The following is a 24,778-nucleotide window of genomic DNA, read 5'->3' on the forward strand; positions in this document are numbered from 1 at the left end:
TCGGGTGGCTTTCTGGTTTTTTGGGTACAAGCGGGTATCCTGATGCCCTGCCGAGGAGAGTGAAATGGCCTACGATTTTGATCTTTATGTAATTGGCGCCGGTTCCGGTGGCGTTCGGGCGGCACGCTTTGCCGCAGGGTTTGGCGCGAAGGTCGCCGTGGCGGAAAGCCGCTACCTGGGCGGGACGTGTGTGAATGTGGGCTGTGTGCCGAAAAAGCTGCTGGTCTATGGCGCGCACTTTGCTGAAGACTTCGAGCAGGCCAGCGGTTTTGGCTGGTCCCTGGGCGAGGCGGACTTTGATTGGGCGACGCTGATCGCCAACAAGGACCGCGAGATCAATCGCCTCAATGGCATCTACCGCAACCTGCTGGTCAACAGTGGCGTGACCCTTCACGAAGGCCACGCGCGCCTGACCGGGGCGCACGAGGTCGAGATCAATGGAGAGCGCTTCACCGCCAAGAATATCTTGATCGCCACTGGCGGCTGGCCGCAGATTCCCGAGATTCCGGGGCACGAGCACGCTATTGGCTCCAATGAGGCGTTCTTCCTTAAAGAGCTGCCCAAGCGTGTGCTGGTGGTGGGCGGTGGTTATATTGCGGTGGAGTTTGCCGGGATTTTCCATGGCCTGGGCGCACAGACATCGCTGCTGTATCGCGGCGATCTGTTCCTGCGTGGCTTCGATGGTGCGGTGCGCAAGCATTTGCAGGAAGAGCTGACCAAGCGCGGCCTGGACCTGCAATTCAACGCCGATATCGCGCGTATCGACAAACAGGCCGATGGCAGCCTCAAGGCCACCCTGAAGGACGGTCGTGTGTTGGAGGCCGATTGCGTGTTCTACGCCACCGGGCGGCGTCCGATGTTGGACAACCTGGGCCTGGAGCACACCGGGGTCAAGCTGGACGAGCGTGGTTTTGTCGCGGTCGACGACCTGTACCAGACCGCCGAGCCTTCGATCCTGGCCATTGGCGACGTGATCGGTCGCGTGCAGTTGACGCCTGTGGCATTGGCCGAAGGCATGGCCGTGGCGCGTCGCCTGTTCAAGCCGGAGCAATACCGCCCGGTAGACTACGCGATGATCCCGACGGCGGTGTTCAGCCTGCCGAACATCGGCACCGTAGGCTTGAGCGAAGAGCAGGCTAGGGCCGATGGGCATAACGTGCAGATCTTCGAAAGCCGCTTCCGGCCGATGAAGTTGACCCTGACCGAGTGCCAGGAGCGCACCCTGATGAAGCTGGTGGTCGATGCCGACACCGATAAAGTGTTGGGTTGCCACATGGTCGGGCCGGATGCGGGCGAGATCGTCCAGGGCCTGGCGATCGCCCTCAAGGCGGGGGCGACCAAGCAGCATTTCGACGAGACCATCGGCGTGCATCCTACGGCGGCGGAAGAATTCGTCACCATGCGCACGCCAGTGGCTGGCTGATCAGGCCTGGGCCGCTGCCTCTGGCGTCGTTGCAACAACGGCAGCCAGGCGCAGCGCCTCGATGGTGGCCTGGGCCTTGATCAGGTCCAGTTCCACGGCTTTGTAGCTGTGCTGTTGCTCGGCCAGTGCCTCCTGGCGTGACTGGCTGTCCAGCACCGCTACCCGCAGGCGCTCCTGGAGCAGGGTGCGTTCGCTGTCGATCACGCTCACCTGTTCGCTCAGCTTGAGTTGCTGGGCCTGAGCCTTGCGGCTTTGCTCCTGCAGGGCAGCCAATTCCTTCGCCGTAACCCGGTGTTCAATCAATAGCCGCTCATTGTCGCGATGCAGTTGGGTGATCTCGTCCTGGCGCACCAGGGCGCTCTGCTGTGCCTGGCGCAATTCAGCCTGCAGTTGTTGCAGCTGGCCTTCGTGGCGGCGCTGCTCCTGTTCGCGCTGGTCCTTGATGGCATTGCGGTAGTGCTCAAGGGCATCGCGGGCGTGCAGGTGCTTTTCTTCCAGCGAACGAATCTGTTCGTCCTTGTCCGAGAGCCGTAGCTCGTAGTCGCTGCACGCCTGGCTAAGCCCGGCGTTACGGGTTTGCTCGGTCTGCAGGCTGGTGCTGGCGGTTTGCAGCGCGGCGCTTTCTTCGGCGAGGGCGGTGCCCTGGATATCAAATTGCTGCTGGAGTTGGCTGTGTGCGGCTTCAAGCGCTTCTACCTGGGCGAGCAGGGCGCTTTTTTGCTGTTCGAACTGGGCCAGGGCCAGGTCGATGGGCTCCTGGGCTTTCTCTTTCAGGCGCTGGGCCAGGCGTGTCACCAGTTCGCCGAGCTCGTCGTCGATGGGGGCTTCGGTGATGGTGAGGCGGGTTTCGCTCTCGTCGAGCTCTTTTAAATAGCGGTGAATGGTGGTTTTCGAGCCGGTATTACCCATTTCGATGCGCACCGCATCAATGCTGGGGTTTTCGCCGCGGGCGAGAATTGCCAGGCGTGCCGTCTGAACTACTGCTTTGTTGATGCCACCGCGAGCCATAGGGTCTCCGTCGATTTGATACTGTGGTATGTATTATGTATTTACATACTGTATCACGAATAAGAGTCCGTTTAAATTCATCATTTAACAGATGGGATATTGGCGTATTATCCCGTGTCATGACTTGCCGGACTCTCTCCGGGCGCAGTTCCCGTACACCAACCTCTGTAGGAGCCGGCTTGCCGGCGATCGCGGCATGAGTGAACTAGATCGATACCTGAACGCCGCCACCCGCGATAACACCCGTCGCAGCTATCGCGCTGCCATCGAGCACTTTGAGGTGAGTTGGGGCGGCTTCCTGCCCGCCACCAGCGACAGCGTGGCGCGATACCTGGTGGCCTATGCCGGGATGCTCGCGGTCAATACGCTGAAACTGCGGCTCTCGGCGCTGGCGCAATGGCACACCAGCCAGGGTTTTCCCGATCCGACCAAGGCGCCGGTGGTGCGCAAGGTGCTCAAGGGCATCCGCGCCTTGCACCCGGCCCAGGAAAAACAGGCCGAACCCTTGCAGCTCCAGCATCTGGAGCAGGTGGTCGGCTGGCTTGAGCGTGATGCCGAGCAGGCGCGGGCAGAGGGCGATCGACCGCGCTGGCTGCGTGCCAAGCGCGACACGGCCTTGATCCTGCTGGGCTTTTGGCGCGGCTTTCGCAGTGATGAGCTGTGCCGTTTGCAGATCGAGCATGTCCAGGCGGTACCAGGCGCGGGCATCACCCTGTACCTGCCGCGCAGCAAGAGCGACCGCGAGAACCTCGGCCAGACCTATCAAACCCCGGCGCTGCTGCGGCTGTGCCCGGTACAGGCCTATAGCGAATGGCTGAGTGCCTCGGCCCTGGTGCGCGGCCCGCTGTTTCGCGGGATCGATCGCTGGGGCAACCTGGGTGAGGAGGGGTTGCATGCCAACAGCGTGATCCCGCTGCTGCGCCAGGCCCTCGGGCGGGCCGGCATTGCCGCCGAGCAATACACCAGCCACTCCCTGCGCCGTGGCTTTGCCACCTGGGCCCATCGCAGCGGCTGGGATTTGAAGTCGCTGATGACGTATGTCGGCTGGAAGGACATGAAGTCAGCCATGCGCTATGTTGAAGCGACGCCCTTTCTTGGCATGACTCAGGCCCGCGAACCGCTGCTTTAAGATTTCTTCTATTAATACAGCTGGTTGATAGCCAAAACCAATCGCAAGCATCAGGTTTGCCAATGAGCCATCGGCGATGAGACTGGGTAGGATTCACCCATCAACTTACTAACCCCTGACGGAGAGTCAACGATGCCTATCATCAACAGCCAAGTAAAACCGTTCAAAGCCACCGCTTACAAAAACGGCAACTTCGTAGACGTGTCGGACGCTGACCTGAAAGGCAAGTGGTCTGTCGTGTTCTTCTACCCAGCCGACTTCACTTTCGTCTGCCCAACCGAACTGGAAGACCTGGCTGACAACTACGCCGAATTCCAGAAACTGGGCGTCGAGATCTACAGCGTGTCCACCGACACCCACTTTGCCCACGCTGCCTGGCACAACACCTCGCCAGCCATCGGCAAGATCCAGTACACCATGATTGGCGACCCGACCCTGACCATCTCCCGCAACTTCGACGTGCTGATCGAAGAAGCTGGCCTGGCAGACCGTGGCACCTTCGTGATCAACCCTGAAGGCCAGATCAAGATCGTTGAGCTGAACGACGGCGGTGTTGGTCGTGACGCTTCCGAACTGCTGCGCAAAATCAAGGCGGCCCAGTACGTTGCTGCCCACCCAGGCGAAGTGTGCCCAGCCAAGTGGAAAGAAGGCGAGGCTACCCTGGCTCCGTCCCTGGACCTGGTCGGCAAGATCTAAGTCTGTGAAGTATCAAGGGCGGATTGCCGCACCTTAAGTAAGCTGCACCGCCCTCAAAAACGCCCGGGCGAGATTCGCTCGGGCGTTTTTTTTTACCGAATTGATTTGAAATAGGAAATCGCCCGTATGTTGGACGCCAATCTTAAAGCTCAGTTGAAGTCATACCTGGAACGGGTCACCCAGCCGATCGAGATCGTCGCCTCCCTCGACGACGGTGCGAAATCCCAGGAAATGCTTGCCCTTTTGCAGGACGTAACCAGCCTCACCACGCTGATTAGCCTGAAAACCGATGGCAATGACGCGCGCAAGCCATCGTTCTCCATCAACCGCCCGGGTGCCGATATCAGCCTGCGTTTTGCCGGCATCCCCATGGGTCATGAATTCACTTCGTTGGTGCTGGCCCTGCTGCAAGTCGGTGGCCACCCGTCGAAGGCCAGTGTCGAAGTGATTGAGCAGATTCGCAGCCTGAAAGGCGAGTTCAGCTTCGAGACTTACTTCTCGCTGTCCTGCCAGAACTGCCCGGACGTGGTCCAGGCGCTGAACCTGATGGCTGTGCTCAACCCGAACATCCGCCACGTCGCTATCGACGGCGCACTGTTCCAGGCTGAAGTCGACGAGCGCCAGGTCATGGCAGTGCCCAGCGTCTACCTCAACGGTGTGAACTTCGGCCAGGGCCGCATGGGCCTGGAAGAAATTCTCGCCAAGCTCGACACCAGCGGTATCGAAAAAGCGGCCGAGAAAATCAGCGCCAAGGACGCCTTTGATGTACTCGTCGTCGGTGGTGGCCCGGCAGGTTCTGCCGCGGCTATCTACGCCGCGCGTAAAGGTATCCGCACGGGGGTGGCCGCCGAGCGTTTTGGTGGGCAAGTGCTGGACACCATGTCCATCGAGAACTTTATCTCGGTACAGGAAACCGAAGGCCCGAAACTGGCCAGCGCCCTGGAAGCCCACGTGCGTCAGTACGACGTGGACATCATGAACCTACAGCGCGCCAGCAGCCTGATCCCGGCGAAAAATCCCGGTGAGCTGCACGAAATTCGCTTCGAGAGCGGGGCGACCCTCAAGTCCAAGACCGTGATCCTGGCCACCGGCGCGCGCTGGCGTGAAATGGGCGTGCCGGGCGAGCAGGAGTACAAGGCCAAGGGTGTGTGTTTCTGCCCACACTGCGATGGCCCGCTGTTCAAGGGTAAGCGCGTGGCGGTGATCGGCGGCGGTAACTCCGGCGTTGAAGCGGCCATCGACCTGGCCGGTATTGTCAGCCATGTCACGTTGCTCGAGTTCGACAGCAAGTTGCGCGCCGACGCGGTATTGCAGCGCAAGCTCTACAGCCTGCCGAACGTTGACGTGATCACCAGTGCGCTGACCAGCGAGGTCAAGGGTGATGGCCAGAAAGTCACCGGCCTGGCCTACAAGGACCGCGATACCGGCGAGTTCAAGACCATCGACCTGGAAGGCATCTTTGTGCAGATCGGTTTGCTGCCCAATACCGATTGGCTCAAGGGCACGGTGGAGTTGTCGCCCCGTGGCGAGATCATTGTCGATGCCCGTGGCGAGACGTCACTGCCAGGCGTGTTTGCCGCGGGTGACGTGACTACGGTGCCGTACAAGCAGATCGTGATTGCGGTGGGCGAGGGCGCCAAGGCTTCCTTGAGTGCTTTTGATCACCTGATCCGAGCGTAAGGCCTGAAACTAAAAAACCCATGAGAGATCATGGGTTTTTTGTGGCCGTTGCTTTTGTGGGCGCTGGTTTGCCTGCGATGCAGGCAAACACCACGGTGATACCCTCCTGCTGGGGCATCAAGCCGGTTTACAGCGGTGCTGGCTGGATGATCTCAACCCAGTACGCGTCCGGGTCCTTGATAAACGCCAGGCTTTTCATGCGCCCATCCGTCAGGCGCTTCTGGAAGTCACAGCCCAACGCTTCAAACCGCTCGCAGGCCGCCACGATATCCGGCACCGAAATGCAGATATGGCCAAACCCGCGCGGGTCGGTGTTGCCATTGTGGTAGGCAAAGTCGGCATCGTTCTCGGTGCCGTGGTTGTGGGTCAGTTCCAGGATGCCCGGGATCGACTTCATCCACTGGGTACGTGCGGCGGCATCGGCTGGGATCTGTGCCTTGTCGACCAGGGCGAGGAAGTACAGGCTGAATTCGGCTTCCGGGAAGTCGCGCTTCTCAACCAGGGAAAAACCCAGGACGCGGGTGTAGAAGTCCAACGACTTGGTGATGTCCTTGACCCGCAGCATGGTGTGGTTGAACACGAAGTTCGCAGTGGCGGTGTCGGGTTGGGCGGTGACGCCCGGGAAGGTGTTCAATTCGTGCAGGCTCATGGGCCCTCCAGAAAAAATGGGGCAGACGCGGCTCGTGACTTGAGCGGTCCTTTGGCTTGCGGCTGACAGGCATCCGTGCAGCCGGGCCATGATACGCAAGCCGCGCCAGCCACGCCAAATGAAAAAGCTGACACGGGCCTTGCGACTATCCTACGTGCAGGCTCAAACTTTGCGGCTTGAACTCCGAGTGTTTTTTGCAATGAGCCGACTGAACAAACCGCTGTTGAGCACCGTGTGCCTGATCTTGGCCAGCACTGCTGTGCTGGCGGCAGATCCCGAGATTCACTGGCCCAGCGGCTGGCAGGTGGAGGAAGTGGTGGCGGATGCCGATGCACCGGCCACACCGTCGCCGGTATCTCGCCAACGTGCGATAAAGAACAACGAAAACGGCGAGACACAGATGGTCATGGAGCTGACGGGCACCCCGATCGAGCCTGGGCATGTGGTCAATCTGCAAGGTGTGCTGCTGGAAATGCGCAAGTCCATCCAGAAGGACTTTGCCCGCAGTGGTTATCAAAGTGTCTGCAACAAGATGCACCCGACTACCTTGAGTCATCTTGAGGCCCTGGAAACTACCTGCGTGATTACCGAGAATGGTCGGCATGTGCTCTCGCAAACACTGGTAGGCGCTGTTGATGCGAATAAGGCCTATGTTTTTTCATACGCCGGGCAAGCTCAAGCCTATGAGTCGAGCAAGGAAGAAGTCAGTGAGGTACGTGCAAGCCTGAAACTTTGATGGGCGATGGCTAGATGCCTGACATGGCGCAGTTACAAAAAAACACATAACTATAAGGGCGCAGCGTACAGCCACTGGTCGGTGAATTTGTACCAAGTGGAATGTGTTTGGAAGTCCACGTTCCAAAGCCACGGGCCGCGAAATCGCAGTGCACAAACAAAAAAAGCCCCGCATCTGCGGGGCTTTTTATTAGTGCGCCGGTATTAGCCGCGCAACCAGGAATCTACAGTGGCTGCGCCATACTGTTCTTTCCAGGCCTTCAGGCCGCGGTGGTTGCCGCCCTTGGTTTCAATCAGTTCGCCAGTGTGTGGGTTGTGATACACCTTGACCACGCGTGCGCGGCGGGTTTTAGGTGCGGCTGCCGCTTGGATTCCCGATTTGCCCGGGTTTGGATCAAGGATGGAGATGATGTCACGCAGGCTCTTGCCGTAGGTTTTCATCAGCCCTTGAAGCTTTTCTTCAAATTCGATTTCTTTCTTCAAGCCAGCATCGTTCTTCAGGGATTCCAGCTGGGCGAGCTGCTCTTGAAGGGCTTTTTCTGCGGCACGAAATTCGGCGAGTCTGGACAAAATATTTACTCCAATAGTGTATTTGGCTGATACCAACTGTAAACAAAGCTATAAGCCAAGAGCCTCAGCATGACTCGGTAAAAGTGGCTCTCCTGCCGATTCAGCACAGGCAGGAAAAATTGTAGTAGTTAATGAGCCACGAGTAAATCATGTCCTTTGTATAAATAACAATATTTCATGATGATGCTAGATCGATATTCAAGCACCACGCAAAGACTTAATGAATGCGTCAAAAGGCACTGGGCGGCCAAACAGGTAACCTTGCAAAAAGTCCACGCCTTGCGCTGCCAGATAATCGCATTGCTCTTGGGTTTCCACGCCTTCGGCGACGATGCCCAAGTCAAGCTTGCCCGATAACTCGATGATGCTATCGAGTATATGCCGCGATAATGCATCGGCCCCGATCATTGCCACAAAGCTTTGATCAATCTTCAAGTAGTCAACATTGAAGTTGCGCAAATAACCCAGGCTGGAGTGGCCGGTGCCGAAGTCATCAATGGCGATCATCACCCCCAGTTCGTGCAGGGCCTGGAACAGCTGGCGGGTCACGTCGGTGGGCTCGATCAGTTCGCGTTCGGTCAGCTCCAGGGTCAACAGGACTTGCCCGGGCTGGAAGGCCGCGAGAAATTCCCGACAGTCCTGCACCAACTCCAGGTCCTGGCAGTGCCGGGCGGTGATATTGATCCCCACATGGAAATTCCCGCCCAGGCGATCGGCATGGGGTGCCAGCTGTGTGGCCACCTGGCGCATCAATGCCCGGGTCATGGGCACAATCAGCCCTGAATGCTCGGCCAGGGGAATAAACAGGTCCGGGCGAACCAGGCCTTCTTTTGGATGCTTCCAGCGCATCAGCACTTCACAGCCGGCCCATTGCAGGTTGTCACCGCGCACCACCGGTTGGTAATAGGGCACGAATTCATTGGCGCCCAGCGCCCGCTGCAGTTCATGGGTCGGTGCGCTGGAGCGCTTTTGCAGCCAGTGCGCGAGCACGCCGGCCAATACGCCGAAAAACACCAGCAGGCTGAACAGTGCCGGGTACCGGGCTTGCATGTAACGCCAGACTTCCCCTTCGGGCATGCCGGCCTCCACGCTGTAGGCGTAACGCTGGGAGTCGAGGTGGTGATGGGCCACGGCAAACACCGGTAGCGCAGTGTCGCGCACTTTGCCGTCGCTACCCAGCCAATTGGGCCCGACCTGCAATACCAGGTCGGCATAACGGCTGATCAGGCGCAGGGTGTTTGTCAGGTGGTAACCGTCAATCGAGGCAAACGCCGCTTTGTCGCCGTCCACCAGCCGATAAACCAACAAGGCGGTATCGGGGGTGACCGGGTTGCCCTTCATCAGCCACAGGCGACCATTGACGTAATCGTCCGGGTTGACCGGTGACACATAGTCGCCGCCAAACAACGAGCTGCAATAAATGGACTTTTTAAACGACAGGGTGGTTGCGCGGACAAAGGGGCGCCGGGTGACTTGCTCGCGCAGCGCCAGTTTTGCCGCATTGTCACAGTCCTGGCCCGCCAGCGGCAGTAGGTCCTGGGCGGCGAGGGCGGTGTTGTCGAGCATCAGGTCGAATTGGCGCACGGCCTCGATAGCCGTCTGCGCGGTGCTGTTTTCCAGGGTGCGCTGGGCCTGCAGGTACAGGATCACCACCCCTAGCAGAATCGGCAGCATGCCGCACAGGACCGTGATCAAGTAGCGGGCGGCGCGCTTGCGCGGGCCTTTGATGGTGAGTGGCATTTACGCGGCCTGTAGCAGAATGAGGAAGGGGCCTGGCAACGGCTACAGGCGAGGCGTCAGATACACGAATGAAATGATAGTTGCCCTATGGAAATAAGCACTTTAAACGCGTTGACCTAGCTACTTGGCCAGTTGTGCGTGTTTTTCAACCTTGCCAAACTTTGCAACATATTTTGACGAGGAAAAGCTGATTGGTCTATTGCGTTATTGCCTGGATCAATGCTTGTCAAAAAAACAGCGCCCCATATAGACGCTGCGTTCAAAAACCAACTCTTTCGCGTCATCAAGCCCAAATTGCGCGGGCGGGCTTATGCCTGCGTGGCGTTTGAGCGGGGCTCGATCTAACACATAGGAACACGTGCGTAATGAAAAACAATGTCCTGGCCATTGCCCTGCTGCTCGCTTGCGGTTTCGTCATACCTGCGGCCTCTGCTGCCGACGGCACCATCACCCTGACCGGCGAAATCACCGGCACCACCTGCACCATCAGTGGTGGAACCGGCGGTGCCCCAGGCTCCGGGGCGAACTTCCCGGTAGTCCTCGACAAGGTCCAAGCCAGCGCCCTGTCCACGGCGGGGGCAACCGCCAGCTCCAAACCGTTCTTTATCTACGTGGGCGGCGGCGCCAGTTGCGCAGATGCGACCAAAGTGGCGGTGCTGTATGAGAGCACCAGCCCGGCCATCAACCCGGCCACGGGCAATTTGCGCAATACCGCGCCCAAGACTGCGGCGGCCAAAGTGGAAGTGCAAATTGTCGACGGTGCAACCCAAAGGCCCATGGATTTGCGCAGCGGCCACGCCTCGACCACGGCCACGGTCACCGGCGGGCTGGCGACCATGCCCTTTGCGGCACGTTACATCGCCACCGGCGGCGCGGCGGGAGTCGGGCTGGTGACTACGGCGGTGCAGTACTCGGTGATCTTTCCCTGATCGCCTGAAAAATCGAGGGTACGCAGCATGGGTTGCCTATCACGCCTAAAGGTTGCGCTGTGCCTGTGCCTGGCCTTCGCGCAGGCACAGGCCGGGGTGATCCTAAGTGGTACACGCCAGGTCTACGCCGAGGCGCGCAGGGAAATCACCGTACAGGTGCGCAACGATGATCAACAGGCCGCACGCCTGGTGCAGGTGTGGATGGACGACGGTGATGCACGGCAGTTGGCGGAACACAGTGAGGTACCGTTCAGCATCAGCCCGCCGGTGTTTCGCCTGGATCCGGGCAAGAGCCAGTCCATACGCCTGGCCTATACCCGGGAGCCGCTGGCCGGGGACAGGGAGTCGCTGTTCTGGCTCAACGTGCTGGAGGTGCCGCCCCAGACCCGACCGGCGCAAACCGAGGCCGAGGAGGAGCACCAGAACCAGCTGCGGTTTGCCTTTCGCATTCGCACCAAGGTGTTTTTCCGGCCCCGGGGCCTGGCGGGCAACGCCCATGATGCGCCGGGGCAACTGACCTGGACCTTGCATACCGGCAAGCCGGCGGTGCTGCGGGTAACCAACCCGTCGCCCTTCCATGTGACATTCCATGAGGTCGCGCTGGTGATGGGCGGCCAAGCGGTGCCCACCGAACAGCAAGGCATGGTCGCGCCCTATGCCAGCCTCGACCTTGCCCTGCCTCCTCTGGTGCAGACGGTGCCCGCCGACGCCCGGGTGCAATTCCAGTACATCGACGATTTCGGTGGTTTCTCCGTGCCGCGCTGGGCGCCTCTTTAGTAACGCGAAGCCTGACTTATGTTTTTTTACCTGCAACGGTGGGCGCGGGGGTGTATTGCCCTGCGTGCCCTGTACTTTCCCGCAATGGTGGTGGCCTTGATCTGCCCCGAGGTCCTGGCAGCTTCGGTCACCTTCGACCTTGAGGCGTTTTCCAGTGGCCTTGCAGCGGGCGTGGATATTTCCCGCTTCAACCGCCACGACACCCTGGCGCCCGGCAAGTACCGGGTCGATGTACTGCTCAACGGCGCGCCTGCCGGGCGCCATGCGTTGGACTTTATTGCGGTGCAGGACGACGTTGTGCCGTGCCTGGACTGGCCGCTGTTGACCCGACTGGGCGTGGCGCCAAACCAGCCCGTCTCCCCAGGCCCATTGTGCGGGGATCTTGGCCAATGGATCCCCATGGCCTCCAGCAGCGTCGATAGCGGTGCGCTGCAGCTGGCCCTAAGCGTGCCCCAGCTCTACCTGACCCCGACGGCCCGTGATGCCATCGACCCCCGCCAATGGGACGAAGGCATCAATGCCGGCTTGCTCAGCTACAACTTCAGCGCCTCGACCATGACCGCCGGCAGTGGCGAAGACCGGGCCTACCTGGGGCTCAACACCGGCCTCAACCTCGGCAGTTGGCGTTTGCGCCACCAGGGCGCGCAGGTCTGGGACTCGCGACACGGTGCCGCGCGCTACCAGAGCAGCGCGATCTATGTGCAACGCAGCCTCGCGGCCTGGCAATCGCGCCTGACCCTGGGCGACAGCTTCAGCAGCGGGCAGATCCTGGAGAGTACCCGCATGCGTGGCCTCAGCCTGGGCACCGACGAGCAAATGCTGGCGCCTTCACAACAGGGTTATGCGCCAGTGGTGCGAGGAATGGCCGACAGCAATGCCACCGTCACCGTCAGTCAGAACGGCTATACGCTCTACGAAACCACCGTGGCCCCCGGTCCGTTTGTGATCAACGACCTGTACCCCACAGGTGGCGGCGACCTGAGCGTCAGCGTCAAGGAAATCGACGGTCGCCAATACAGTTACAGCGTGCCGTTTTCCGTGGCACCGCACCTGCTGCGGCGCAGCGCCAGCCGGTACGGCATGACCCTGGGCCAGGTCCGCCAGAATGGCGTCGAGGGCCGGGCCCCCCTGGCGTTTGAAGGGACACTCCAGCATGGTCTGCTGGACGACCTGACGCTGTATGGCGGCAGCAGTTTTTCTGAAGGTTACGCCCAGGGCAAAGCGGGTGTGGCGCTGAATACCACCCTGGGTGCATTTTCGCTGGACGCCACCGATTCGCGCACGCATGTCCCTGGGCAGGGGGTGCTGTCGGGGCAGAACGTCGGCCTGGGCTTCGACCGGCAACTGTCGCAAACCGGTACGCACCTGGTATTGGGCGCCTATCGTTTTTCCACCGAGGGCTACCTGAACCTCACCGACGCAGTCAATGTGCGGGAGCTGGGGCGCCGGGGCCAGGATATTGGCAGCTACGCCCGGCAAAAGACGCGCCTGGACCTGACCATCAGCCAGCAGGCGGGGGCGGGCACCCTGGGGTTCTATGCCAGTTCGACCCAATACTGGGGCCCGCGCCTGGGGCGCGAAACCGCATATCACCTGAGTTATGGCGCCAGTTGGCGCCGCCTCAACTGGAACCTCAGCGCCCAGCGTTCGCGGGTCCAAGCCCCAGACCGGAGCAATCATCAAGACGAACATGCGCCGGTATTGCTGGCCCGTTCGGATAACGCCGGCCACGTCGATAATCGCGTGATGCTGACAGTGTCCCTGCCCCTGGGCAGCAGCCCGCGCGCACCGAGCCTGACCAGCACCTTGACTCGCAGTACCGGAGGCAGTCGCGGCAGCCAGCAACAACTGGGCATCAACGGCATGCTCGATGATGACGCCACGCTCAACTACGGCATCGCCGGCACCCGCGCCTCGGCCGAGGGGGCGAGCCAGGGCAGTTTCAATGCCTACGCCGGGTACAACGCCAGCACGGCCGCCCTGCGGCTGGGGTATGGGCAGAACCGCGACAGCAGCCAGCTTTCATTGAGCGCCGACGGCGGCCTGGTGGCCCATGCAGACGGCCTGACGTTCTCGCACTACCTCGGCGAGGCGGCCGCCCTGGTCCATGTGCCCGCTGCCCAGGGTGCACGGTTGAGCAATGGCAATCACCTGCGGGTCGACCGCAACGGCTACGCCGTGGTGCCGTCGCTGCGGGCGTTCCAGGCCAATACCGTGGGTATCGACCCCGAGGGCAGCGCCTATGACGTGGAACTGCAAGAGACCAGCCAACGCATCGTGCCCACCGCCGGGGCCATCGCCCGCTTGCGCTTTGCCACGGTGGTCGGGCGGGCAGTGGTGGTCAAAGCCCTGCGCGAGAACGGCAAGCCGTTGCCATTCGCCGCCCAGGTGTTTGATGAGCACGGCAGCGAAGTCGGGGTGATTGGCCAGGCCAGCAAGGCCTTTGTCAGGGGCATTGCCGAGCAGGGCACGCTCACTGTGAAGTGGAGCGAGACCGCCGCTGACCGTTGCTACATCCACTATCGCCTGCAACCCCAGGCAACGCGGCGCCAAGCCCACGCCGACCTGTTGCAAGGGCAATGCGTAGGCGTGGCGGCCGGGCGCGAGGTGACCGCACGATGAGCGCCAAGGCATGCCTTCTAGGCCTGCTCGCGCTGCTGGCCGCAGCCGAGGTGCACGCCAATGCCAGTTGCACGCCCGCGCCTCCCGTGGCGCTTTCGATTGCCTCCATCAGCGTGCCGGCTAACCCCCGGGTGGGCCAAGTGCTGGGCGACCCCCAGGGCTATGCGCTGCAATCCCCAGACGCGCAGGATTGCACCTATGGCGTGGGCGTGAGCGTGGATCATTGGTCGTATATCAGCGTGGCAAGGAACATGCGCTTTACCGGCAAGTATTTTGGCCACTCCGGGTTATCGCTGCCGATCTTTACCACCGGCCTGCAAGGTGTGGGCTATGGCTTGATGGCACAGGACCGCGATGGCGGTGAATGGAAAAGCATCAATCAAGGCGTGTCGATCCTGCGCGGGCCGCTACGTCCCGGCCTGGCCTCCTGGGGCGTGCGCGTGCGCGTGGTGTTTTTTGTCACCGGTGCGATCCAGGGTGGGGTGGTATTCGCGCAGCCCTTTGCAGAGTTCAGGGTCCATCCTGATTTTCACGCGGTCCATTTGTTCACCTTCGCCACCGTGGTGGTGGGGCCGCCGTTGAAACCTACCTGTTCGGTATCCACACCCTCGGTGCCGATCGATCTGGGCAGCGTGGCAGCCACCGCGTTCACCGGCGTGGGCAGCGTCGCCGGTGGTGCTAGCCGCGAGATTGAGTTGCAGTGCGCGGGCGGCACAGGGGGCAGGCTGGATGTGTGGGTGACACTCACCGACCAAACTCAACCGGCCAACCGTGGCGAGCGCCTGACGCTGACGCAAGATTCCACCGCCCGTGGCCTCGCCCTGCAACTGCTGCACGGCAACGCCGTCGTCAGCTACGGGCCGGACGCCAGTGGTATTGGCAACCCCAACCAATGGTCGGCCGGCAGTACGGGCAATGGCACGGTTCGCATACCGCTGACGGCGCGGTACCTGCAAACCGAGCCTACCGTGCATCCCGGCACGGCCAAGGGACTGGCCACCTTTACCTTGAGCTACCGATGAGCGGGGCCAGGGCACGTCTGGCAGCGGGCGTACTGGGTTGGCTGCTGGCCTGGAGTGCCCATGGGGAAATCGTGCTTGACCGCACCCGCCTGATTTACCCCGCAGCCGTGGGCCAGGTCACGCTCAACCTGAGCAATGAGGCGGATAGCCCACGGCTGGTACAGGTCTGGATTGACGCAGGCGACCCCCTGGTGCGCCCTGAATACAGTGACGTACCGTTCACCGTGACCCCGCCGATTCTGCGCATGGACGCCGGCCAGGCCCAGGCGTTGCGCGTGGCCTATGATGGCGAGCCGGCGCAGGGGGGCGTGGAGCAGGTGTATTGGCTCAACGTACTGGGTATCCCGCCGCAGACGGATGCGGCCCACGGCGTGCAGTTCGCCTTGCGCAGCCGTATCAAACTGTTCCTGCGCCCGCCACTGTTGCCAGGGCGAGCGGAGGAGGCCGCCGAAGGCCTGGAGTGGCGCTTGCCCAAGGCGGGCACCCTGCATGTGCACAACGCCAGTGCCTACCATGTGAGCTTGACCAGCATTGTGCTGGGGAGCGAGGGGCGCCAGTACCGCAACGATGACCCGCCGATGCTTGCCCCCCGATCCAGTGCAATCGTTACCCTGCATGGCGCGCCGGGGCAGGCGTCGGGCGTGGCGCTGGTGCACTTCACCACCCTGGACGACCATGGCAACACCCGCACTCATGTAGCGAACACTGTGCAATAAACCCCTTGCGCCCGTACGGGCATAAGGATTTGATAAGGAATACGGACAAAGCTGTTTACGCTGTGTAGAATCCGTTTACGCATACAAGAATAAGCGCCTGTTTCCATGCAGGCCTCGTCCGTCAGAGACGCCCGTAAGAGAATGACTCAACCATGAAGCTACTCGGGTTCCAACTCATCTACGGTGACTTCCTCGCCCGCAGCGTGCGGGGCATTTCCTGTGCGCCACCTGCTCACCTCATCCTTGCTGGCAATTAATTTACTTAATTCTAAAAAAGATGATGAGGCGCCAAATCATGGCAGATCTATACGAAAACCCAATGGGCCTGATGGGCTTTGAATTTATCGAATTCGCATCGCCGACCCCGGGCACCCTGGAGCCGATCTTCGAGATCATGGGCTTCACCAAGGTGGCAACCCACCGCTCGAAAAACGTGCACCTGTACCGCCAGGGCGCGATCAACCTGATCCTCAACAACGAACCCCACAGCATCGCTTCGTACTTTGCCGCCGAGCACGGTCCGTCGGTGTGTGGCATGGCGTTTCGCGTCAAGGATTCGCAACAGGCCTACACCCGCGCCCTGGAACTCGGCGCCCAGCCGATCCATATCGAAACCGGCCCGATGGAACTGAACCTGCCGGCCATCAAGGGCATCGGCGGCTCGCCGCTGTACCTGATCGACCGTTTCGGTGAAGGCAACTCGATCTACGATATCGACTTCGTGTTTATCGAAGGCGTGGACCGCAACCCGGTGGGCGCCGGCCTCAAGGTCATCGACCACCTGACCCACAACGTCTATCGCGGGCGCATGGTCTACTGGGCGAACTTCTACGAGAAGCTGTTCAACTTCCGTGAAGCGCGCTACTTCGACATCAAGGGCGAATACACCGGCCTGACCTCCAAGGCCATGAGCGCCCCGGATGGCATGATCCGCATCCCGTTGAACGAGGAGTCGTCCAAGGGCGCAGGCCAGATCGAAGAGTTCCTGATGCAGTTCAACGGCGAAGGCATCCAGCACGTGGCGTTCCTCACCGACGACCTGATCAAGACCTGGGACGCGTTGAAGAAGATCGGCATGCGCTTTATGACTGCGCCGCCAGACACCTACTACGAAATGCTCGAAGGCCGCCTGCCAAACCACGGCGAACCGGTGGAGCAGTTGCAGTCGCGGGGTATCTTGCTGGACGGCTCGTCCGTGGCCGGCGACAAGCGCCTGCTGCTGCAGATCTTCTCGGAAACCCTGATGGGCCCGGTGTTCTTCGAATTCATCCAGCGCAAGGGTGATGACGGTTTCGGCGAAGGCAACTTCAAGGCCCTGTTCGAATCCATCGAGCGTGACCAGGTCCGTCGTGGTGTGTTGACCACCGACTGACATGGCTTTTTGTAGGAGCGAGCTTGCTCGCGATGGACGTCAACGATAACGCGTACTGCCTGAGGTGCGCGGTGTCTTTGAGTCCTTCGCGAGCAAGCTCGCTCCTGCAGTTATCGGGTCAGGCTCTACGCTGGCGCATCAGGTGCTTGAACCCCTCGAACACCAGCACCATCACCGCCAGCCAGATCGGGATGTAGGTCAGCCATTCACCCGGCCCGATGCTTTCCCCCAGCAGCAACGCCACCCCCAGCAACAGCACCGGCTCCACATAGCTGAGCAGGCCAAACAGGCTGAACGCCAACAAGCGGCTGGCGATGATGTAGCACACCAACGCCGAAGCACTGATCAGCCCGAGCATCGGGATCAACCCATATAGCCCTTTGTGTGCATCCAGCACGGCGAAGCCCTGTTCGCCACTTTGGACAAACCACAGCGCCACCGGCAGCATCAGCGCCATGTCCAGCCACAGGCCGCCCAGGTGGTCGGTCGCCAGGCGTTTGCGCAGCACGAAGTAGATGGGGTAACCGATGATCACCAGCAGCGTGGCCCAAGAGAAGCCACCCACCTGGTACAGCTCGTTGAGCACGCCAATCGCCGCGAACACCACCGCGATCAGTTGCAGCCGCGAGAGCTTTTCGCCATACACCAGGCGCCCGGTCAGGACCATGGTCAGCGGCAGCAGGAAGTAGCCCAGGGACACATCCAGGCTGCGGCCGTTAAGCGGCGCCCACATAAACAGCCACAGTTGCACGCCCAGTAGCACCGACGACAGCACAATCCCACCGATCAGTCGTGGCTTGCCCGCGAGCAATCGCAGCAGTTCCCACACTTGGCGCCACTCACCGCTGACCACCATGAACACGGTCATGCACGGCACGGTCAGCAACATGCGCCAACCGAAAATCTCCAGGCCACTCAATGGCGTGAGCAGTGATGTGAAGTAATACATCACGGCAAACAACACCGAGGCCGCTACCGATAAAACAACGCCTTTAGACACGCAGTCCTCGCCAAACCGATTCAAACAAAAGAGGGGGGAATTTCAGGTGGGAATATATTGCTTTTGAGGTGAGACGTTTGCTCTGTTTTGCGGCATCTTATGGGAAATTTTCTCACGCCCAAGGTTCGCCAGCATGCCCGTCAGCCCCCAGCCGCCCCTGGATGATTTCGACCGCGCGATTCTCAAGCACCTGCAACGCGACAACACCACCGCACTGCGGGTGATTGGCGAGCAGGTAAACCTGTCGACCGCAGCAGTACAGCGGCGCATCAAACGCATGGAGCAGAGTGGGGCGATCATCGCGAATACGGCGGTGGTCAATCAGGATGCAGTGGGCAAGCCGATCACGATCCTGGTGGAGGTGCACGCCGAGCGCACCCATATCGAAGACCTCGATGTGCTCAAGGTGCAGATGTCGATCCCCGAGGTGCAGCAGTGCTATTACGTCACCGGCGATGCCGACTTCATGCTGGTGATCGTGGTGGAAACCATGAAGGCCTATGAAACCCTGGCCCGCACGCTGTTCTACGAAAACCGCAATATCAAATGGTTTCGCAGCATCGTGGTGATGGACCGGGTCAAGGTCAGCCTGGATGTGCCGCTGGGTTGATGTGGGAGCAGGCAAGCCAGCTCCCACAGGGGGTCAGGGGCGGTGAATGCGCCCCGAGACAAAGTGCCCTACATCATTGAACCCCGGTGTCGACGCATGCCCCGGCGTCACCAGTGAGTCAATAAACGCCTCATCCTCGGCACTGATCTTCACATCGAGCGCCCCGGTATAGGCATCCCACTGCGCCTCGGTGCGCGGCCCGACAATCGCCGAGCTGACCGCCTGGTTGTTCAAGACCCAGGCAATCGCAAACTCGACAATCCCCACACCACGGCCCTGGGTGTATTGCTGGATCTGTTGGGCAATGCGCAATGACTCCACGCGCCATTCGGTTTCCAGGATGCGTTTGTCCTGGCGTGCGGCGCGGCTGCCGGCTTCGGGGCTGATATCCGGTGCGTACTTGCCACTGAGCACGCCACGGGCCAGTGGGCTGTAGGGCACCACGCCCAGGCCATAGGCCGCCGCCGCGGTGATCTGCTCCACCTCGGCCTGGCGGTTGACGATGTTGTACAGCGGCTGGCTGATGATCGGCCGGTCGACCCCCAGGCGCTCGGCCACGCGCACCACTTCGGCGATGCGCCAGCCGCGGTAGTTGGACAGCCCCCAGTAACGGATCTTGCCCTGGCGGATCAGGTCGCCGATCGCCGAAATCGTGACTTCCAGTGGGGTGTCGTGGTCTTCGCGGTGCAGGTAGTAGATGTCCAGGTAATCGGTGTCGAGCCGGGTGAGGCTGGCTTCCAGCGCGTTGAAAATGCGCTTGCGGTTCAGGCCGCTGCGGTTGGGCAGGCCGTCCGGCGGGCCAAAGCCGACTTTGGAGGCGACGACCCAGTCGGCGCGATGGCGGCTGATGGCTTCACCGACGATTTCCTCGGAGCGCCCGCCGGTGTAGACGTCGGCGGTATCGATGAAGTTGATGCCCTGGTCCCAGGCCTTGTCGATGATACGCAGCGAGTCTTCGGTGTTGGTCTGTTCGCCAAACATCATGGTGCCCAGGGTCAGTGCGCTGACCTTGAGCCCGGACTGGCCCAGTGTGCGGTAAATCATGGTGAACTCCTCAAAAGCGCAGACAGTTGCTATGCAATACCAGAGAGCAAGGCTCTAGAACAAGCCCGACGTCGGTGGCTCGGTGCCCTTGAGCCGATAGGCGCCGACCACCGCGGCTTTCCAGTGCCGGGGATTGTGGTTGGCCACGGTGCGCGCATTGCGCCAGTGCCGGTCGAGGTTATGGCTGCGCCCGGTGGTGGAGGCGCCGCCGACGTCGAACAGCAGCTCGCCAGCCTTGAGTGCCGACTCGGCGGCGATGTATTGGGCCTGGGCCACATCGATGGCTGCGCGGGTCACGGCCTCATGGCTCAACTCCTCGGCCCAGGCCGCGTCGAGGGTGTCGGCGGCGCGCAATACCACTGCTTCGGCGGCAAACGCGCGGGCCGAGATCTCACCCACGGAAAACTCCACATAGGGGTCATCCACCGAGCGGCTGGCGCTGCTGTGCTTGATCGGCCGCGCATGGTCCCTTGCAAAGGCCACCGCATCGTTCAAGGCATTGCGCGCAATCCCGGCCTGCACCGCGCCGAGGAACAGTTGCAGGAACGGCGTGATGATCGAACGCTGGCCTTCCTCCACCACCCGCGTGCGGATTTCCTCGCGGCGCACCAGCACGTTGTTCAGGCGCGTGGTGCCGCTGGCGGTCAGGCGCTGGCCCATGGCGTCGAAATCATCCACCAGCTCCAGGCCTTCGCGGTCGCGGGGCACCACGAACGACACTGGCTCGTCGTTTTCATCCAGTGCCACCGCACTGACCCAGTCGGCATACAACGCGCCCGTGCTGTAGTACTTGCTGCCATTGGCGCGAAAGTGCTCGCCCTGGGGCACAATCCGCGCGCTGACCTGGCCGTTGGCGCCACCGATTTCCCAGCCGGCATTGCCGAACACCTCGCCCTGCAAGTAGTGGGCAAACCACAGCTGGCGCTCGGCTTCGGACTTCTGCACCAGCAGGCTTTCGATAAAGGCAAAGCTGGGGCGCAGGGACTGGGCGATATTGGAGTCCACCGCCGCCAGGTCGATGACGAACTGCACCACCTCGCGCACGCTGGACCCGCTGCCGCCGTAGCGCTGGGGAATACGCAGGGTCAGCAGGCGCGCTGCGGCCAGTTGGCGGATCTGCTCATGGGGCAGTTGCCGGGTGCGCTCGCGTTCGGCGGCGCCCTCGGCGATCTGCGGCAATAACACAGCGGCACGCTGCAACAGCTCTGGCACGGACAAAAAGCTCATGACAATCCTTATATGGCAATGGCGTAGGTAATGAAGTGGTGCTCGGGCACCGGGGCGGGCCGGTCGATCTGCGGGATGGCATCGAGCAGGGCGCGGGTGTAGGCATGCTGCGGGTGGTCAAACACATCGCGCACAGGGCCGCTTTCCACCACCTCGCCGTCCTTCATCACCAGCACCCGTTCGCTGACCTGGTTGATCACCCCCAGGTCGTGGGAGATGAACAGGCAGGCCAGTTTCAGGCGTGACTTGAGGTCGGCCAGCAACGCGAGGATCTGCGCCTGCACCGACACATCCAGGGCCGACACCGGCTCGTCGCACACCAGCACCTGGGGGTTGGGCGCCAGCGCCCGGGCAATGGCGATGCGTTGGCGCTGGCCGCCGGAAAGCTCCAGGGGGCGGCGCTCGAGCACGCTGGCGTCCAGGCGCACCAGTTGCAGCAGCTCCAGGGTGCGCGCCGGCCATTCCCTGCGGGGCAGACCGGCGACTTGCAGCGCCTCGTTAAGCACGCGGGCCACGGTGTAGCGCGGGTCGAACGAGCTTTGCGGGTCCTGGAACACCACCTGGATGCGTTGGCGCAGTTGGCGCCGTTGTTGATCGTTCAGGGCGCTCCAGGGCCGGCCGTTGAGCCATACATCGCCGGCGTCCGGGCGCTCCAGGCCCAACAGCATGCGGGTGAGGGTGGTCTTGCCGCTGCCGGACTCGCCGACAATTCCCAGGGTTTCCCCGGCGCGCAGGCTGAAGCTGGCGTTGTGCACTGCAACATGGGGCTGGCCGTCGGGGCCGATAAAGGTTTTTTGCAGGTTGCGCGCCTCGATCAACGGCAGGTCGAAGCGCTCGACGCTGGCCACTTTCGGCGCCGCCAGGGCCGGGCGCTGGAAATGCACCGCACGCCCGGCCCGCAGTAGCGACTGGGTGTAGGGATGCTGCGGGTCATGCAGGATCGCCTCCACCGGGCCTTGCTCGACAATCACCCCGTGATGCATCACCGCCACCCGGTCGGCCAGGCGCGACACCACCGCCAGGTCATGGCTGACCACCAGCATCGCCATGGCCTGGGAACGCAGGGACTCCAGCAGCGCCAGGACCTGGGCCTGCACCGTGGCGTCCAGCGCCGTGGTCGGTTCATCGGCAATCAGCAGGCGCGGGCCGGCGGCAATCGCCGAAGCGATCAGCGCCCGTTGGCGCAGGCCGCCCGACAGTTGATGGGGGTACTGCAAGGCGCGCAACTCGGGCTGCGGCACGCCGACCGCGCGCAGCAGTTCGATGACCCGTGCCTGGCGCTCATCGCGACCCAGTGGCGTGTGCAGGCGCAGCGGTTCGGCAATTTCCTTGCCTACCGGGCGCAGCGGGTCGAGGGAGCCGAGGGCGTCCTGCATCACAAAGCCGATCTGCGCACCGCGCAGGGTTTGCCAGGCGCGGTCGTCCAACTGGCGCAGGTCGGTGCCGGCAAACGCCAGGCGCGCGGCCTGTACCCGCGAGCCTTCGCCGCTCAGGCCGCTGAGGGTGCGCGAGGTGACAGTCTTGCCCGAGCCGGACTCGCCCACCAGCGCCAGGCATTCACCGGCGGCCAGGCTGAACGATATGCCCTTGATAATCGGCGTGTGGCCAAACTGTACCCGCAGGTCTTGTACCTCCACTAACGTACTCATCGGGATTTACCCTCGCTGCGCGCCAGCCAGTCCCGGCCAAGGGCGGTGATCGACACCACCGTCAGGATGATCGCCACACTCGGCCAGGCCACCAGCCACCAGGCATTGGCCAGGTAGTTGCGGCCCATGGCGAGCATCGAACCCCATTCCGGCGCGGGCGGCGAGGCGCCAAAGCCGAGGAAGCTCAGCGCCGCGCCGGTGATGATGTTGTGGCCGATGCCAATGGTGGCGAGGATCAGGATCGGCTTGATCGCATTGGGTAGCACATGCCGCAACACCACGGCTGCGCGATGCCGGCCGAGGGTGGTAGCGGCTTCGACGTAGGGTGCATCGCGCACCACCAGGGTCTGCGCGCGCACCATCCGCGCAAAGCGCGGGATGCTCGCCACGCCCACTGCAATCAGGGTGATCCACAGGCCCTGGCCCCAGAACGTGATGATCACCAGGGCCAACAGCAGGTCGGGAAAGGCCAGCAAAACGTCGATCAGGCGCATGATCGCGCCATCCACCAGGCGCGGGCCGAGGCCGGCCGCCAAGCCGAGGATGATCCCGGCGCCCAGGCCGATGGCCGTGGACACCAGGCCCATCAACAGTGAAGGGCGCACCCCGTGGATCAAGCGGGCGAGCACATCGCGCCCGTTTTCATCGGTGCCCAGCCAGTGGCTGGCGCTGGGTGGCAGGTAGGCGTTGCGGGCGGCGGCGGCCAGGGGGTCGACGCCGGTCAGCCAGTGCGGCACGAGCGCCGCGATCAACAAGCCGATCACAAACAGCCAGGCCAGTGACAGGCCGGGGCGAAAGGTGCTCGGCAGCGCCAAGGGCAAGCGCCAGGGCAGGGTATAGGTGCTCATGCCAGGCCCCTCGCATACTGACTCTGTGGGTACGGCAACCCCAAGTGCTCACGCAGCGTGCTGCCACTGTACTCATGGCGGAACACCCCGCGCTTGCGCAGCAGCGGCACCACTTCATCGACAAACACCTCGACCCCCGAGGGAAACATGTCCGGCATGATGTTGAAGCCATCGGCGGCGCCCGCGAGGAACCAGTGTTCGAGGGTGTCGGCCACCTGTTCCGGGGTGCCCACCAGCAGGCGATGGCCGACCAGGATGCGCCGCGACAGTTCGCGCACCGTCAGGCCTTCGCGGCGGGCCAGGTTGAGTTGGGCTTCGAGAAACCCCTGGGAGCCTTTCTCATAGGTGCCCACTTCACCGATCCGCGCCCACGGCAGCGGCGCATCCAACTGCAGTTCCTCGGCGGGGATGCCGATCCGCGCGGCCACTTGCTGAATCAGGCCATGTTCGCCGTGGTAGGCATTGAGTTGATCAAAGCGTGCATGGGCTTCGGCCTCGCTGCTGCCGATCACCGTGGACAGGCCCGGCATGATTTTCAGGTGCTCGGGGTTGCGCCCCCATTGGCGCGCGCGCTGCTTCATGTCGCGGTAGAAGTGCTGGCCATCTTCCAGGCTGGTCTGGGTGGTGAAAATCGCATCGGCATACCGCGAACCCAGGGCCTTGCCACCCTCCGATGAGCCCGCCTGCACCAGCACCGGCCGGCCCTGGGGCGAGCGGGGCAGGTTCAGCGGGCCCTTGATGGAAAAATGCCGGCCGACAAAGTCCTGGCTGTGGATCTTGTCGGGATGTGCGTAGCGGCCGTTGCCGGCATCGCCGATGATCGCGTCGTCTTCCCAGCTGTCCCAGAGCTTGCACGCGATGTCGATGAATTCTTCGGCGCGGGCGTAGCGCTCCCCGTGTTGCAACTGGTTGGCCAGGCCGAAATTCTGCGCGGCGGCGTCAGTGGCGTTGGTCACCACGTTCCAGGCTGCGCGGCCGCCGCTGATATGGTCCAGGGAGGCGAAGCGCCGCGCCAGGTTGTAGGGGTCGTTGTAGGTGCTGGAGGCGGTGGCGATCACCCCGATGTGCTGCGTGGCCAGGGCCACGGCGGTCAGCAGGAGGGTCGGTTCCAGGCGGCCTACCGGTTGCGTGGCCACATCGCCCGCCAGGGCCGGGCCGTCGGCGAGGAAGATCGCATCCAGGCAGCCACGTTCCGAGATGCGCGCGATAGTGCGGTAGTACTCCACATCCAGGTAGGCATCGGCCGGCACTTCGCCGACGCGCCAGGCCGCCGCGTGGGCGCCGAAACCGAGGATGTTCATGCCAATGCTCATGTGCTTTTTCATGCAGGTT

The 24,778-nt window shown here is 62.2% G+C and carries 22 protein-coding genes; 12 read left to right on the plus strand and 10 right to left on the minus strand.

Features of this window, described 5'->3' with window-relative positions:
- The first annotated feature begins 64 nt into the window (after positions 1-64).
- Positions 65-1,423, plus strand: a complete 1,359-nt coding sequence (gene gorA, locus AC19YY_RS19420) for a glutathione-disulfide reductase (protein ID WP_500604686.1) — start codon at positions 65-67, stop codon at positions 1,421-1,423.
- Here gorA and AC19YY_RS19425 read toward each other — a convergent pair whose 3' ends face one another.
- The gene (locus AC19YY_RS19425) at positions 1,424-2,431 is read right to left on the minus strand and encodes a DNA-binding protein (RefSeq protein ID WP_170058064.1); all 1,008 of its coding nucleotides are present in this window, start codon (positions 2,429-2,431) and stop codon (positions 1,424-1,426) included.
- Positions 2,432-2,627: 196 nt separating this feature from the next.
- Between AC19YY_RS19425 and AC19YY_RS19430 the strand changes: the two genes are divergently transcribed.
- The 3 genes from AC19YY_RS19430 (at position 2,628) to ahpF (ending at position 5,936) form a co-directional block, all read left to right on the plus strand.
- A complete protein-coding gene (locus AC19YY_RS19430; protein WP_170041534.1) occupies positions 2,628-3,560 on the plus strand; it encodes a site-specific integrase in 933 nt (310 codons plus the stop codon).
- Positions 3,561-3,692: 132 nt separating this feature from the next.
- A complete protein-coding gene (gene ahpC / locus AC19YY_RS19435) occupies positions 3,693-4,256 on the plus strand; it encodes an alkyl hydroperoxide reductase subunit C (RefSeq protein ID WP_010210361.1) in 564 nt (187 codons plus the stop codon).
- Between the two features lie 126 nt (positions 4,257-4,382).
- Complete coding sequence (ahpF, locus tag AC19YY_RS19440) at positions 4,383-5,936, plus strand: alkyl hydroperoxide reductase subunit F (protein WP_169955836.1); 1,554 nt, start codon at positions 4,383-4,385, stop codon at positions 5,934-5,936.
- A 127-nt stretch (positions 5,937-6,063) separates the two neighbouring features.
- On the opposite strand, the gene gloA is transcribed toward ahpF, so the two are convergent.
- Entirely contained in the window at positions 6,064-6,585 is a 522-nt protein-coding gene (gene gloA, locus AC19YY_RS19445) for a lactoylglutathione lyase (protein WP_169955837.1), read from the minus strand.
- A 199-nt stretch (positions 6,586-6,784) separates the two neighbouring features.
- On the opposite strand from gloA, the gene AC19YY_RS19450 reads away from it, so the two are divergent.
- A complete protein-coding gene (locus tag AC19YY_RS19450) occupies positions 6,785-7,321 on the plus strand; it encodes a DUF4946 domain-containing protein (protein WP_262381009.1) in 537 nt (178 codons plus the stop codon).
- 203 nt (positions 7,322-7,524) lie between these two features.
- Here AC19YY_RS19450 and AC19YY_RS19455 read toward each other — a convergent pair whose 3' ends face one another.
- Together AC19YY_RS19455 and AC19YY_RS19460 are read right to left on the minus strand one after the other, a co-directional pair.
- On the minus strand, positions 7,525-7,890 hold the full coding sequence (locus AC19YY_RS19455; RefSeq protein WP_038441053.1) for a histone-like nucleoid-structuring protein, MvaT/MvaU family: 366 nt from the start codon (positions 7,888-7,890) through the stop codon (positions 7,525-7,527).
- 198 nt (positions 7,891-8,088) lie between these two features.
- On the minus strand, positions 8,089-9,630 hold the full coding sequence (locus AC19YY_RS19460) for an EAL domain-containing protein (RefSeq protein ID WP_500604687.1): 1,542 nt from the start codon (positions 9,628-9,630) through the stop codon (positions 8,089-8,091).
- A gap of 365 nt (positions 9,631-9,995) precedes the next feature.
- On the opposite strand from AC19YY_RS19460, the gene AC19YY_RS19465 reads away from it, so the two are divergent.
- From AC19YY_RS19465 to hppD, 6 genes are all read left to right on the plus strand, one after another.
- The gene (locus AC19YY_RS19465; RefSeq protein WP_170041531.1) at positions 9,996-10,559 is read left to right on the plus strand and encodes a fimbrial protein; all 564 of its coding nucleotides are present in this window, start codon (positions 9,996-9,998) and stop codon (positions 10,557-10,559) included.
- Between the two features lie 27 nt (positions 10,560-10,586).
- A complete protein-coding gene (locus AC19YY_RS19470) occupies positions 10,587-11,336 on the plus strand; it encodes a fimbrial biogenesis chaperone (RefSeq protein ID WP_500604688.1) in 750 nt (249 codons plus the stop codon).
- Between the two features lie 18 nt (positions 11,337-11,354).
- Positions 11,355-13,958 carry a fimbria/pilus outer membrane usher protein gene (locus AC19YY_RS19475; RefSeq protein ID WP_500604689.1) on the plus strand — a complete coding sequence of 868 codons (2,604 nt, stop codon included), beginning with the start codon at positions 11,355-11,357 and terminating at the stop codon, positions 13,956-13,958.
- On the plus strand, positions 13,955-14,980 hold the full coding sequence (locus tag AC19YY_RS19480; protein ID WP_170041528.1) for a fimbrial protein: 1,026 nt from the start codon (positions 13,955-13,957) through the stop codon (positions 14,978-14,980). The genes AC19YY_RS19475 and AC19YY_RS19480 overlap by 4 nt, the downstream gene beginning before the upstream one ends.
- Complete coding sequence (locus AC19YY_RS19485; RefSeq protein ID WP_500604690.1) at positions 14,977-15,696, plus strand: fimbrial biogenesis chaperone; 720 nt, start codon at positions 14,977-14,979, stop codon at positions 15,694-15,696. Before AC19YY_RS19480 ends, AC19YY_RS19485 begins: the two co-directional genes overlap by 4 nt.
- 295 nt (positions 15,697-15,991) lie before the next feature.
- Entirely contained in the window at positions 15,992-17,068 is a 1,077-nt protein-coding gene (hppD, locus tag AC19YY_RS19490) for a 4-hydroxyphenylpyruvate dioxygenase (RefSeq protein ID WP_057440066.1), read from the plus strand.
- A gap of 118 nt (positions 17,069-17,186) precedes the next feature.
- Here hppD and rarD read toward each other — a convergent pair whose 3' ends face one another.
- Positions 17,187-18,068, minus strand: a complete 882-nt coding sequence (rarD, locus tag AC19YY_RS19495; RefSeq protein ID WP_169955848.1) for an EamA family transporter RarD — start codon at positions 18,066-18,068, stop codon at positions 17,187-17,189.
- 133 nt (positions 18,069-18,201) lie between these two features.
- On the opposite strand from rarD, the gene AC19YY_RS19500 reads away from it, so the two are divergent.
- Entirely contained in the window at positions 18,202-18,678 is a 477-nt protein-coding gene (locus tag AC19YY_RS19500) for an Lrp/AsnC family transcriptional regulator (protein WP_432755670.1), read from the plus strand.
- Positions 18,679-18,711: 33 nt separating this feature from the next.
- Here the strand turns inward: AC19YY_RS19500 and AC19YY_RS19505 are convergent, their stop codons facing one another.
- The 5 genes from AC19YY_RS19505 to AC19YY_RS19525 are packed head-to-tail and all read right to left on the minus strand — an operon-like array spanning position 18,712 to position 24,771.
- Positions 18,712-19,722 carry an aldo/keto reductase gene (locus AC19YY_RS19505; protein WP_170041526.1) on the minus strand — a complete coding sequence of 337 codons (1,011 nt, stop codon included), beginning with the start codon at positions 19,720-19,722 and terminating at the stop codon, positions 18,712-18,714.
- A gap of 54 nt (positions 19,723-19,776) precedes the next feature.
- Positions 19,777-20,949: an acyl-CoA dehydrogenase family protein gene (locus AC19YY_RS19510; protein WP_500604691.1), complete on the minus strand. Its 1,173-nt coding sequence runs from the start codon at positions 20,947-20,949 to the stop codon at positions 19,777-19,779.
- Positions 20,950-20,957: 8 nt separating this feature from the next.
- A complete protein-coding gene (locus AC19YY_RS19515; RefSeq protein WP_500604692.1) occupies positions 20,958-22,598 on the minus strand; it encodes a dipeptide ABC transporter ATP-binding protein in 1,641 nt (546 codons plus the stop codon).
- Positions 22,595-23,446: an ABC transporter permease gene (locus AC19YY_RS19520; RefSeq protein WP_170041523.1), complete on the minus strand. Its 852-nt coding sequence runs from the start codon at positions 23,444-23,446 to the stop codon at positions 22,595-22,597. The genes AC19YY_RS19515 and AC19YY_RS19520 overlap by 4 nt, the downstream gene beginning before the upstream one ends.
- A complete protein-coding gene (locus AC19YY_RS19525) occupies positions 23,443-24,771 on the minus strand; it encodes an LLM class flavin-dependent oxidoreductase (protein WP_500604693.1) in 1,329 nt (442 codons plus the stop codon). Before AC19YY_RS19525 ends, AC19YY_RS19520 begins: the two co-directional genes overlap by 4 nt.
- Positions 24,772-24,778: the final 7 nt, after the last annotated feature.

It is taken from the genome of Pseudomonas sp. MF09156 (assembly GCF_059862305.1).

Coding starts and splice junctions, on each gene's coding strand:
- gorA (WP_500604686.1), top strand. CDS start 65: ATGGCCTACGATTTTGATCTTTATGTAATTGGCGCCGGTTCCGGTGGC.
- AC19YY_RS19425 (WP_170058064.1), bottom strand. CDS start 2,431: ATGGCTCGCGGTGGCATCAACAAAGCAGTAGTTCAGACGGCACGCCTG.
- AC19YY_RS19430 (WP_170041534.1), top strand. CDS start 2,628: ATGAGTGAACTAGATCGATACCTGAACGCCGCCACCCGCGATAACACC.
- ahpC (WP_010210361.1), top strand. CDS start 3,693: ATGCCTATCATCAACAGCCAAGTAAAACCGTTCAAAGCCACCGCTTAC.
- ahpF (WP_169955836.1), top strand. CDS start 4,383: ATGTTGGACGCCAATCTTAAAGCTCAGTTGAAGTCATACCTGGAACGG.
- gloA (WP_169955837.1), bottom strand. CDS start 6,585: ATGAGCCTGCACGAATTGAACACCTTCCCGGGCGTCACCGCCCAACCC.
- AC19YY_RS19450 (WP_262381009.1), top strand. CDS start 6,785: ATGAGCCGACTGAACAAACCGCTGTTGAGCACCGTGTGCCTGATCTTG.
- AC19YY_RS19460 (WP_500604687.1), bottom strand. CDS start 9,630: ATGCCACTCACCATCAAAGGCCCGCGCAAGCGCGCCGCCCGCTACTTG.
- AC19YY_RS19465 (WP_170041531.1), top strand. CDS start 9,996: ATGAAAAACAATGTCCTGGCCATTGCCCTGCTGCTCGCTTGCGGTTTC.
- AC19YY_RS19470 (WP_500604688.1), top strand. CDS start 10,587: ATGGGTTGCCTATCACGCCTAAAGGTTGCGCTGTGCCTGTGCCTGGCC.
- AC19YY_RS19475 (WP_500604689.1), top strand. CDS start 11,355: ATGTTTTTTTACCTGCAACGGTGGGCGCGGGGGTGTATTGCCCTGCGT.
- AC19YY_RS19480 (WP_170041528.1), top strand. CDS start 13,955: ATGAGCGCCAAGGCATGCCTTCTAGGCCTGCTCGCGCTGCTGGCCGCA.
- AC19YY_RS19485 (WP_500604690.1), top strand. CDS start 14,977: ATGAGCGGGGCCAGGGCACGTCTGGCAGCGGGCGTACTGGGTTGGCTG.
- hppD (WP_057440066.1), top strand. CDS start 15,992: ATGGCAGATCTATACGAAAACCCAATGGGCCTGATGGGCTTTGAATTT.
- AC19YY_RS19500 (WP_432755670.1), top strand. CDS start 18,202: ATGCCCGTCAGCCCCCAGCCGCCCCTGGATGATTTCGACCGCGCGATT.
- AC19YY_RS19505 (WP_170041526.1), bottom strand. CDS start 19,722: ATGATTTACCGCACACTGGGCCAGTCCGGGCTCAAGGTCAGCGCACTG.
- AC19YY_RS19510 (WP_500604691.1), bottom strand. CDS start 20,949: ATGAGCTTTTTGTCCGTGCCAGAGCTGTTGCAGCGTGCCGCTGTGTTA.
- AC19YY_RS19515 (WP_500604692.1), bottom strand. CDS start 22,598: ATGAGTACGTTAGTGGAGGTACAAGACCTGCGGGTACAGTTTGGCCAC.
- AC19YY_RS19520 (WP_170041523.1), bottom strand. CDS start 23,446: ATGAGCACCTATACCCTGCCCTGGCGCTTGCCCTTGGCGCTGCCGAGC.
- AC19YY_RS19525 (WP_500604693.1), bottom strand. CDS start 24,771: ATGAAAAAGCACATGAGCATTGGCATGAACATCCTCGGTTTCGGCGCC.